Source organism: Microcystis sp. M_OC_Ca_00000000_C217Col, from assembly GCF_007095585.1.
GTDB classification, from domain to species: domain Bacteria; phylum Cyanobacteriota; class Cyanobacteriia; order Cyanobacteriales; family Microcystaceae; genus Microcystis; species Microcystis panniformis.
Genome location: NZ_SFBV01000356.1, coordinates 1 through 11,020 on the forward strand (window position 1 = coordinate 1; position 11,020 = coordinate 11,020).

An 11,020-nucleotide genomic window follows, 5' to 3' on the forward strand; every position below is an offset into this window, starting at 1 on the left:
AATTATAGATGATTTCCTGACCTAAGATCACATTTTATTCTTTTTTCCACTTCAATCTAAGAATTGAGAAAAAAGCAAAACCCTCCATTATACCATAAAAAAATTATGCAAGAGGTCTAGTGAATTCTATTTCTGGAAGGGATTCAATAAAAATACTTTCACCTCGATAATATTTCTGAATATCCTGATAACTATCATGCAGAGGATAGCAATAAACTTCTAAACATTCTTCCTTGAGATTAACGATCCAAACCTCTTTAATATTTGCTTCCGCATAAAGAGGGATTTTAGTATAGCGATCATAATCGAGGATAGAATCGGAAACTTCAATAATTAAATATATATCTTGAGGACAAGGATGGGCAGCAACATAAAAATCTGATCGAGGTATTAGTAAACTTAAATCTGGTTCTGGTTGAGAATTATTATTTAATCTAATCGGATTTTGCACCCTGAGAATAATTTTCTGTCCTAACTTTTGATAGAATAATTGTATTAATCTATCTACACTAGAAGCATGAAGGGTTCCCATCGGTGACATTTTGATAATTTCTCCTCGAATTAATTCCACTTTTTCATCGGGTTTGATTATTCCCTCGGTTGCCATTTTTTCGTATTCTTCCACCGTAAACTTACGGGTAATCAGCGATAAAGACATTTTAACTAAACTCCTACTTTCTCTTTATTCTATCTGGACAGCTTGCCAAGGGGTGACTTATCGGTGTTTAAACCATGAATCGGGGAGATAAACTAACTTTTTGGGTACTTGTACTGATTCTTCGGGAAAAAACAGCGGTTGCTATGGTGACAAAACCGCTAGATCTAACGTCTAGAAAGCTGGGGTAGGATCGAAACTGCCCCAAAAAAGCTACTATAGGTCAGTTGTCGATGTCAAAAAAAATAGCCGTTCCCCTCAGGAACATTAAGTCGAGAAATTTTATGGTTAAGCGAAAACAGCCTTATAGTTTAATTTATCTGTTCAGTCTGGCGATCGGTTTAGTGATTGCGCTCGCACCTAACGGACAAGCACAAACCCCCGACTCTAACACTCCTGCCAGCGATCCTAACGAATTAAAACCCTTAAATCAAGCTGATAGTGTCCTGAGTCTCCAGGGGGGACAACGTTTAGTGGAAGAAGCGAACACCGCTATTAATGCCGCTAAATACGATGTCGCTGTGGACAAACTCAATCAAGCGCGCCGGATTTTTAACCAACTATCTAACTATCATCTGCAATTAGCTAATAGTTTCTCAGGAATTGACCCAAAAGTATTCGATTCTCAGCGTCAAAGTGCTTTAAACACGGGACAAATGCGGGATGAAGCCACCTATAAGCTTGCTTTGGTTCATAGAGCGCAAAATCAGCCAGAATTGGCGGTTCCTTTGTTAATTCAGGTGATTCAATCCCAAAACCCCACCAGTGAATTAGGACAAAAAAGCTATCAACAACTCTACGAGATGGGATTTGTCAGCACACCCATCTCCGCACCGACTCCCACATCGGCAACTCCTAACAACTCCCCCCCACAGCAGTAAATTTTGTCCCCATTGACGAGCTTTCGGTAACAATGGGATCAGAGTATCTTTAATTGTTTTGAGGAGTTACGATGGTTGACTTTCGCCAAGTAGAAGCGATGATTCAAGAACAAATCCCCGATGCACAGGTGATGGTTCGGGATTTAACGGGAGGTGGTGATCATTTGGAAGCGGTGGTTATTTCTGGCGAATTTGCTGGCAAAACCCGCGTTAAACAGCATCAAATGGTTTATGGCGCTTTACAATCGGCACTGGCTACCGAAGCCATCCATGCTTTGGCATTAAAAACCTACACTCCCGACAGTTGGGCAGCAGAAAAATAACAGTTATCAGTTAAGTAGGTAGGTGTTAAAAGTTGTCAGACACCCCCCTTATTAAGGGGGGATTAAGGGGGGATCGGCACCCCCCTTATTAAGGGGGGATTAAGGGGGGATCGGCACCCCCCTTATCAAGGGGGGCAGGGGGGATCCATCTTCAATTTAATTATAACTACTTATCAGTTATCAGTTAGTTTTTTTCTGGTTTTCTTTGTGGCTAATTATCTTCACAACACACAGTCTAATTTAATTACTCATGGTTAGTCCTTTACTGGAACCCTTTCGAGAAGCCTATCGCAATTTGGAACTTTTACCCCTGCGATCGGATAAAGAATTACAGCGTTTTGCTGTCAAATACGGCACAGAAATTATCGACGAATTAGAACAATTGGTAGAAGATAGTCCTTCGGAAGACGGAAAAATTATTCTAGCAGGACATCGGGGTTGTGGTAAGTCAACCCTACTCTACGAATTTAAAAGAAAGTTAGATGATCGCTATTTTGTTGTTTTCTTCTCGATCTCAGACTCGATCGAAATGTCAGACGTAAATCATGTTAATATTTTATTCTCGATCGCCGTTCAGATGATGTCAGAAGCGGAAGCCCAAAATTTAACTATTAAAGATTCTATTAAAAAAAGCTTTTATCAATGGTTTGCCGAACAAATCCGCACCGAAACCAATCAAGCAGATGCCACTGTCGAAACGGGTTTTAACTTTTCTTCTTTACTAGCTCACATTAAAGGAATTCTCAAGATTAATTCGACTATTCGTCAGGAAATCAAACAAAAGTATGAGCGGAGAATTACCGATTTAGTTGCCCAAATTAACATTATAGCTAGTGCGATCGAGTCCCAAAGTCAGAAAAAAATCTTAGTAATTGTTGATGACATTGATAAAATTGACTTAGCACAGGTAAGGGATATTTTTCAATCCCATATTAAAGCGATTATGTTGCCCGGTTTTCGGATTATTATGACTATTCCGATCGCCGCCTTAAGAGAGGTAGCTTTAAAGGCAACTCTCCAAACAGAAACTAATGATCAGATCGTACAAATGCCTGTATATAAACTCTTTAAACAGGGAGAAATTAATTCACCTAATGCTATACCCGATCCGCAAATGATTGCTACTTTAACCGAGATTATCACTAAGCGCATCGATCCCGCTTTAATCGATCCTGACACCCTTGAAAAAATTTGTCTTTATAGTGGGGGAGTATTACGAGAATTAATTCGCATTACTAATGATTGCTGTCGGGTTTGTTTGCGATCGGTTCGTCGTTATCCTGATGATAATACCCTAAAAATTGATCAAGCTGTTTTAGAACAATCAATCACAGAACTTAGTCTCGATTTTGCTGAAAGTATCGGTACAGCAGATGAGGAAATTATTAAAACTGTTTATGAAAAGTCAAAACCGAAGGATCTCAAGGATCAAAATTTTCTAGATCTGTTGCATGGTTTATATATTTTGGAATACCGCAATGGCGATCTCTGGTATAACGTGCATCCGATTGTGGCTGAGTTAATGAAAAAAAGAGGAACAATTTAATGGGATAAGTAAGTAGTTATAATTAAATTGAAGATGGATCCCCCCTGCCCCCCTTGATAAGGGGGGTGCCGATAGGCGGGGGGATCCCCCCTGATAAGGGGGGTGCGGATCACTCCTTGATCCGTAGGGTTGATTCATGAATCAACCCTACCTTGATCCCCCCTTGATAAGGGGGGTGAGGATCCCCCCTTAGTCCCCCCTTGATAAGGGGGGTGCGGATCACCCCTTGATCCCCCCTTAGTCCCCCCTTGATAAGGGGGGTGCGGATCACTCCTTGATCCTAGGGTTGATTCATGAATCAACCCTACCTAATGGGGGTATCTGACAGTTTTTAACATTTATCCACTTATTATGAATAATGAAACATCTTCAATTATTGACCAAAATGAAAGAGAATACGAAGGTTTAATCGTCTCTCTAGAGGCAAATCAAGAGAGATTAAATATATTGATTTGTGTGTGTGATCAGGAAAAATTGCGAGAAGAAATCATTGATCGCTATAGCAAAGAATTAGAACCAGTAATCCCTTGTTATCGGATTGATTTAGATCAAAAAGAACCGAGTTTAAGAGCAGCAATTGCTAGTTTAGTCTCCAGAAAACCAGAGTTATTACAAAGCAAAAACGCCGTGATCACAACCACAGGAGTGGAAAAATTACACTCGATCTCGCGTAGCGAGCGCGTTGCGACCGAATGGCAACAGGAAAAATCGGAACTAGATAAATTTTTTGGTTATCTGCAATGGACAAGGGAAGGATTGCGAGAATTTCCCTATTCCATTGTTCTTTGGGTAACAAACACAGTGGAAGTAAATTTACGCAAAAAGTCCCCCGATTTTTGGAGTTGGAGAAAAGGAGTTTTTCGCTTTATTTCTCCTCCAAGTAACTTTTTACCTTCTCAGGAATTTTTACCAATTTTACAATCTTTTGATGAAATTACTATAGATAAAGATATTCCTTCAATCTCTAAAGAAGACTTGTTAGAACTAATCGAGCAAATCGAGGTAAATAAAGGCAAAAAAGAGCCAAGACTAGCGAGTTTATATGCCAGTTTAGCTAAGATTTATAACCTTCGTTTATTATATCGATCGCCATTGGTAGATTATCGTCAGGAACAACAGCTTGCGATCGAGTATTATCAAAAGGCGATCAATTTACAAAAAGAGTTAAATCTAGAACTTGATTTAGTTGCGAGTCTCGACTCATTAGCAGGTATTTACTATTCCCTAGGAGAAGACCAAAAAGCGATCGAGTTTTATCAACAGTCCTTAGCAATCTTTCAGAGAATCGGAGATCGCTGGAGAGAAGCAGATTCTTGCAATAATTTAGGCAATGCTTATCATTCCCTAGGAGAATACCAAAAAGCGATCGATTTTTATCAACAGTCCTTAGCAATCTTTCAGGAAATTGATGATATAAGGGGAGTAGCGTATTGTTACAATAATTTGGGCAATATTTACAATTACCTAGCAGAATACCAAAAAGCGATCGAGTTTCATCAACAATCCTTAGCAATCAAACGGGAAATCTCTGATATAACAGGAGAAGCTTATTCCTATCTAGGTTTGGGGAATGTTTACGGTTCCCTAGGAGAAGACCAAAAAGCGATCGAGTTTTATCAAAAGTCCTTAGAAATCTTTCAGGAAATGGAGTATATCATAGGAGAACCAAAGACTCTGTTTAATCTGGGGTTTACCTACTATAAACTCGATCGTATATCGGAAGCGAAAGAAGCATATCTTCAAGCGCGGAAATTATTTCAAGCATTGGGGTTAGCAGGATATGTTCAATATTGTGATCAGGCAATTCGGCAATTATAATTACCCAGTCGCGATCGAGTAAAAATTTGTTGCTTACCCCTTGACTTTTGCTTGTTTTAATGCTATGACTTACTGGACTTGATTGCTTATCTCACCCGATTTTAAGCCAAAACTGATTAAAAACCGCTATAACGTTCCTCTAACCAGGGATCACCTCGTCGATGGTAGCCATTACGTTCCCAGAAACCCGATTGCTCTCGATCGAGAAATTCTAAGCCATTAATCCATTTAGAACTTTTCCAAGCGTAGAGATGGGGAACAACTAAACGCAGCGGACCCCCGTGGTCGGGGGGTAAAGGTTGACCAAACAATTGAAAAGCGAAAAAATTATCCTCGTGCAGGAACTCCTCTAGGGTCAGGTTAGTGGTATAACCGCCATAACAGTGTTGCATGACGTGGGTAGCTTCCGGCAGCAGGTCAATTAAGGTCATCAAATCCAATACCTTAACTCCCGTCCAAGTCACATCTAATTTTGACCAACGGGTGACACAGTGAAAATCCTTGGTAAATTCCCACTGCGGTAGGGCCATAAAATCCGACCAGTTAAAAATTTTAGTCGTGGCCACCTTTCCCCAAACCTTGAATAACCATTCCTCGGTCTTGATTTGGGGAGTATCTCCGTAGGTAAGCACAGGAAAACCACTAGCGAGATATTGGCCCGGGGGAACTCGGTCTTGATCGGGAGATTCTGGTTTTTTAAAGAATTTGCCTAACATTGTTTGAGACTCACAACGAAAACCCTAAACAAATCTTAAAATATGAGGGAGCGAAAAGGTTTTCTCTACCTCACTCCCCACCATCAAGTTATTCCTCGTCTTCCCCTTCTTCTTCCTCTTTAGTGGGATAGACAAAGCTGTTAGAACGACCAGAAAGAACAGATTTACCCAAAGATAAGGCTTTTTGCGCTTCCCGCTCCGCTTGCTTTCTCCAGTGCGCTCTCCGTTGGTCGCGCTTGGCATTTGAGGTTTTCTTCTTGGGACAAGCCATAGTATTTTAACGATAGTTATAGACTCACAACCTTTCTATTCTACTCCCTATTTCCCTAATCGGCTCGCTCACTTGTCTGATTCCCTTGCTCACTACTGCCCAAAATATTGATAAAACTTAATAATTATCATTGGCTTACCTATTTATGTTTAAAATCCTATATAGCTATGTAGTCAAGTAATTTCCATCATGGTCACTACCGTCGAACCCCCCTCCCAGAAAAAAGCTGTTCTGCGCGAAACTATCCTCACCCCGCGTTTTTATACCACCGATTTTGAGGCTGCCGCTAATTTTGACCTTTCTTTGCAAGAAACCGAAATCAAAGCGATGTTAGAGGAGATGCGGACCGATTACAACCGGCATCACTTTGAACGTCAGCAAGGATTTGAGAACTATCAAGATAATCTCGATGAAAAAACGAGAAATGCCTTTATAGATTACCTAGAACGCTCCTGTATCTCCGAATTTTCTGGCTTTTTGTTATTTAAGGAACTGTCACGACAACTAAAAAGCCGTAATCCCTTGTTAGGGGAGATATTTCATCTTATGGCTAGAGATGAGGCGCGCCATGCAGGATTTCTCAATAAAGCCATGGCTGACTTTAATATTTCCCTCGATTTAGCCAAAATTACTAAAACCCGGACTTACACCTTTTTCCCCCTTGAATGGGTGTTATATACGGTCTATCTCTCCGAAAAAATCGGTTATTGGCGGTATATTCTCATTTATCGTCATTTAGAAGAACATCCCCAGTATAAATTTAATCCTCTTTTTAATTACTTCGAGAGTTGGTGTCAAGACGAAAATCGCCACGGAGATATCTTTAAAACCTTGCTGCGCGCTAAACCGCAATTGTGGAATAATTGGCGATCGAGATTATGGAGCCGTTTTTTCCTGCTTTCCGTCTTTGCTACCCATAGTTTAACTGTACGGGAACGCTCGGACTTTTATGATGCCTTGGGAATGGATGCGATCGCTTTTGACCAAGAAGTAATTCGTCAGACTAATAATACCTCCGCTCGCGCTTTTCCCACCATTTTAAATGTGGACCATCCCCAATTTTTCCCCCGTTTAAACCGTTGTGCCGAACGTAATTTACAATTAAAAGCGATCGATGAAAGCATCGCTCCCCAATGGCTAAAAACATTGCGGAAGTTACCCTTACAGTTAGGTATCGTCGGGGAGCTATTGCGATTGTATCTGATTAAACCCATAGATGCAGAAGCCACCAGAGAAATGGTACTTTAATCAGTTATCAGTTATCAGTTATCAGTTATCAGTTATCAGTTATCGGGAGACTCCGAGACTCCGAGACTCCGAGACTCCGAGACAGGAGATAGGAGATTAGTTTTATTTATTCTCCCCACACCCCACACCCCACACCCCACACCCCACACCCCACTTCCCCACTTCCCCACTTCCCCACTTCCCCACTTCCCCACTTCCCCACTTCCCCACACCCCACTTCCCCACTTCCCCACTTCCCCACACCCCCACTTCCCCAACTCCTTTAATCTTTGCTGCGATTCTGGGTATCTATAAAGATAGATAAACAGCTAAGGTATATCTATGTCACTGGAAGAAGGATTAAAATGTCTGCGGCTAAAGGATTACGCAAAGGCTGTAGAATTACTGGAAGAATATTGTCAACAGTCAGCTAATTTTTATTCTCCCTTATATGTTCAAGCTAAAATGGCCCTTGCTCGGGCCTATCGCAGCAATAATCAACGGCAACAAGCGATCGCCTTAGCTCTGGAACTAGAAAATCATCTTGATCAGGAAGTTAGTCAGTGGGCCAAACGATTACTGACAATCTTTGGTGCTGAACAAAAAACCATCGGTATTACCACTAATAGGGTCAAATCTCGATCGCTGCCCAAGGCAGCACGATCTGCACAGGTAAGCGTCCGGTTATCCCGGACTATCCCCGAAAATAGACTTATTTTTGCTAAACTATTGACAATTACGGCTTTTTATGCTATAGCATTTGGTCTTTTTTTTGTAATTACCCGTTTGCTGCTCATCCCTGCGGGGACGGGTGTAATTATTGCCTTGCTCTTGACCGGTTTCTTAGGCGGACTCATCCTTTTTATCGCCCCGAATCTAATTGATTGGACACAAAAACGTCTTTATCGAGTGCGTTGGGTGTCCTTAGCGGAAATTAAACGGGATAGCCCCGAATCGGCGGCGGTAATTGGGCGTGTATGCCGAGAAAAAGGGTTAAAACCGCCAAAACTAGGCATTATCGAAGACGGACAGCCCCTCGCTTTTACCTATGGCTCTCGACGGGGTAATGCTCGCTTAGTAGTTAGCAGAGGTTTATTTACCTATCTCGACGATGAGGAAGTAGCGACGGTATATGCTCATGAATTAGGGCATATTTGGCAGGGAGACTTTGCCCTGATGACTATCTGTGCTAGTTTCGCTCATTTAAGCTGTTATCTCGATTCTTTTGCCCAAAATCAAGATAATAATTTTCAAGACACAGTTTTTCTAGGCCTTCTCTCATCAATTATCACCATTTTTAGGCAAATTATTGTTTTTTGCAGTCTTTATCTGTCTCGTACTAGAGAATACTTCGCCGATCATTTTGCTGCCCAAGTTACTGGTAATCCCAATGCTTTGGCCCGTGCTTTAGTAAAAATTGCCTTTGGTTTAGTCCAAGAAACTGCCCAATCCAGTCCCCTGTCATTAAGTATAAATGTATTAAATATTGCCCAGGAGCAGGATGGGATCATTGCCGGTAACGTTTATGGTATCGCATTGGAATCCCGCCGGATCGGACAGAGTTTTCTCTGGGATATATATAACCCTTGGGCAAAATGGTTAGAGTGGCAATCTAATCATCCCCTGACTGGTAAAAGGATTGGCGCTTTAGCCAACTATGCCGGACAGATGGATTTAGATATAGAATTTAGTCTGGGGGAAATATTACGGCAAGAAATAGAATTAGATCGCAAGAAACTCTATCAAAACTTTTTTCTGCGACTATGTTTATATTATGGTTGGGGACTAGGCTTTATTATTGGGGTTGTCATCGCTGGGTTTCTTGGTCTGAAATTTAGCTCTTGGGCTGCATTGGGGCTAATTTTAGTCGCTGGGGGTTTGGGTATAATTATCAATCGATTAGCTAGTTATCCTCGTCTCAAAAATGCTAGTTTCAGCGATATTTTTTCTTTAACCGATAATCCTTACAGTCATCCCCTCCCAGCTATCCCCGTCCGACTCCGCGGTGAGTTAATTGCTCAAGGAAAGAATTTCTTTCTTAAAGATAGCACTGGCATAATTCCCCTCGCTCCTAACTATCGTTTTGGTTTTTGGCATAAAATCAGGACTACTAACCCCCCCATGGCAGCAATAAATAATACATCAGTACAGATTCTCGGTTGGTTTCGTCGCGATTTATCTCCTCGTCTCGAATGGAGTCAAATAACTCACTCTGGCGGAAATATTCGGGGTTATCCCCGTTTTTGGTCTTTGGTTAGCGGTTTTTGCTTATTAGTCTCCGGTTTAATTATCGCAGTCACATTTTAAGAATGGGAAAAACTGCCACTTCATCCCTTTTCTAGTTTTAGGTACTTGCTGGAATAGTAGCCAATTTTTGAGCGCCAATCCCTAAAATCCTCCAGTCTCACACCCCGAAAACTATTGATAAGTAGGGAGGCAAAATTATTTGTAGGATGGGTTAGCGGTAGCGTAACCCATGCAGGCGTTGGGTTTCATGCTTCAACCCAACCTACGTTCATCTTATATTTAATTCCACCCACCCACAACCGTTACCTATTCCCTAGAAGCTGTCCTAACCAGAATTGAGAGTAAAATCGACAAAATCGATGAACGTCTCACAAAATTAGAAATCGGACAGGCCGAACTCAAGGCCGAGTTAAAAGGCGATATTAAAGTATTAGACGAGAAAATCGAGGGATTAACGGCACGGGTTGGTTATCAGGAATTTACCAACCGGGGGATTCTGATAGCTTTGGTGGTTGGTGGTTGGTGGTTGCTGTCTTGGGAGGTGCTGCTAAACTTTTTGGTTTTTTCCCCAATCCCTAGAACTGGCTCCTAGAAATGGTTACTTCCCTTATGATCATAATAAATAGCTGCTCGAAAAACACCTATTCCCTAGAATCGATCCTTAAGGAAATTAAAGACAGCATCAAGGATGTCAACCAGAAAATCGATACCTTGCAAAAAGAAGTCAATCAGAAAATTGATACTTTACAAAAAGATGTCACCGAGATAAAAATAGCGCAAGCAGAAATCAAAAGCGAAGTTAAAGACTTAAAAGAACAGGTTAGAGACATGAAAGGCACTCAAAAAAATCAAATTTGGGCATTAATTACCCTCTTGGGTGGTTCTTTAATTACCGTCAGTTTGCGCTCGCTATTTACCAATAATCCCTAAAATTCCCAATTTTATCTTAGCCAAGTCTCCCACTTTCAAAACTATTGATAACCCTAGTAGTCCAGCAAATGTCCAACGAAACTGTCACCTATTCCCTAGAATCGATCCTTAAGGAAATTAAAGACAGCATCAAGGAAGTCAATCAGAAAATGGACACCTTGCAAAAAGATGTCAATCAGAAAATGGACACCTTGCAAAAAGATGTCAATCAGAAAATCGATACCTTGCAAGAAGATGTGAATGATTTAAAGGTAGGACAAGCTAAACTAACCGAGAAAGTCGAAGGGATGGATAAAAGACTAGAAAAAGTAGAAAATGAGCAATACACTCTAGTTAAGGCTATTTCTGACCTACAGGGTTTTCGAGGTCTGATTGTCCCTATCCTTATCGGTGCCATGAGTGCCGC

General features: G+C 41.1%; 13 protein-coding genes and 1 pseudogene. 10 read left to right on the top strand and 4 right to left on the bottom strand.

Going from position 1 to position 11,020, the window contains the following annotated elements; translation table 11 throughout:
- Positions 1-103 precede the first annotated feature (103 nt).
- Positions 104-658 (bottom strand): Uma2 family endonuclease, encoded by a 555-nt coding sequence (locus EWV66_RS23025; protein WP_287108403.1) that lies wholly within the window; start codon positions 656-658, stop codon positions 104-106.
- 230 nt (positions 659-888) lie between these two features.
- On the opposite strand from EWV66_RS23025, the gene EWV66_RS23030 reads away from it, so the two are divergent.
- The 4 genes from EWV66_RS23030 (at position 889) to EWV66_RS23045 (ending at position 5,223) form a co-directional block, all read left to right on the top strand.
- Entirely contained in the window at positions 889-1,536 is a 648-nt protein-coding gene (locus EWV66_RS23030) for a hypothetical protein (RefSeq protein WP_072927391.1), read from the top strand.
- 71 nt (positions 1,537-1,607) lie between these two features.
- Positions 1,608-1,859 (top strand): BolA family protein, encoded by a 252-nt coding sequence (locus EWV66_RS23035; protein ID WP_002755721.1) that lies wholly within the window; start codon positions 1,608-1,610, stop codon positions 1,857-1,859.
- A gap of 250 nt (positions 1,860-2,109) precedes the next feature.
- A complete protein-coding gene (locus EWV66_RS23040; protein ID WP_287108399.1) occupies positions 2,110-3,405 on the top strand; it encodes a P-loop NTPase fold protein in 1,296 nt (431 codons plus the stop codon).
- Between the two features lie 351 nt (positions 3,406-3,756).
- Complete coding sequence (locus EWV66_RS23045; RefSeq protein WP_287108398.1) at positions 3,757-5,223, top strand: tetratricopeptide repeat protein; 1,467 nt, start codon at positions 3,757-3,759, stop codon at positions 5,221-5,223.
- A 116-nt stretch (positions 5,224-5,339) separates the two neighbouring features.
- On the opposite strand, the gene EWV66_RS23050 is transcribed toward EWV66_RS23045, so the two are convergent.
- Both EWV66_RS23050 and rpmF read right to left on the bottom strand, forming a co-directional pair.
- On the bottom strand, positions 5,340-5,939 hold the full coding sequence (locus EWV66_RS23050; protein WP_287108397.1) for a sulfite oxidase-like oxidoreductase: 600 nt from the start codon (positions 5,937-5,939) through the stop codon (positions 5,340-5,342).
- Positions 5,940-6,027: 88 nt separating this feature from the next.
- Complete coding sequence (gene rpmF, locus EWV66_RS23055; RefSeq protein WP_004161392.1) at positions 6,028-6,210, bottom strand: 50S ribosomal protein L32; 183 nt, start codon at positions 6,208-6,210, stop codon at positions 6,028-6,030.
- A gap of 189 nt (positions 6,211-6,399) precedes the next feature.
- Between rpmF and acsF the strand changes: the two genes are divergently transcribed.
- Positions 6,400-7,458 (top strand): magnesium-protoporphyrin IX monomethyl ester (oxidative) cyclase, encoded by a 1,059-nt coding sequence (gene acsF, locus EWV66_RS23060; protein ID WP_052278081.1) that lies wholly within the window; start codon positions 6,400-6,402, stop codon positions 7,456-7,458.
- A complete protein-coding gene (locus tag EWV66_RS23065; RefSeq protein ID WP_287108394.1) occupies positions 7,427-7,558 on the top strand; it encodes a hypothetical protein in 132 nt (43 codons plus the stop codon). Before acsF ends, EWV66_RS23065 begins: the two co-directional genes overlap by 32 nt.
- Positions 7,559-7,564: 6 nt before the next feature.
- Here the strand turns inward: EWV66_RS23065 and EWV66_RS23070 are convergent, their stop codons facing one another.
- Complete coding sequence (locus tag EWV66_RS23070; protein ID WP_287116049.1) at positions 7,565-7,699, bottom strand: hypothetical protein; 135 nt, start codon at positions 7,697-7,699, stop codon at positions 7,565-7,567.
- A gap of 80 nt (positions 7,700-7,779) precedes the next feature.
- On the opposite strand from EWV66_RS23070, the gene EWV66_RS23075 reads away from it, so the two are divergent.
- The 4 genes and pseudogenes from EWV66_RS23075 to EWV66_RS23090 all read left to right on the top strand — a co-directional run.
- Positions 7,780-9,744, top strand: coding sequence for a M48 family metalloprotease (locus EWV66_RS23075; RefSeq protein ID WP_287107940.1), 1,965 nt, complete (start codon positions 7,780-7,782; stop codon positions 9,742-9,744).
- Between the two features lie 274 nt (positions 9,745-10,018).
- Positions 10,019-10,263: pseudogene (locus EWV66_RS23080) on the top strand (DUF4164 domain-containing protein).
- Positions 10,264-10,293: 30 nt separating this feature from the next.
- Entirely contained in the window at positions 10,294-10,614 is a 321-nt protein-coding gene (locus EWV66_RS23085) for a coiled-coil domain-containing protein (protein WP_287116050.1), read from the top strand.
- Between the two features lie 68 nt (positions 10,615-10,682).
- Positions 10,683-11,020, top strand: a 338-nt coding sequence (locus tag EWV66_RS23090) for a hypothetical protein (RefSeq protein WP_287107939.1), incomplete at its 3' end; no start/stop codon positions are given.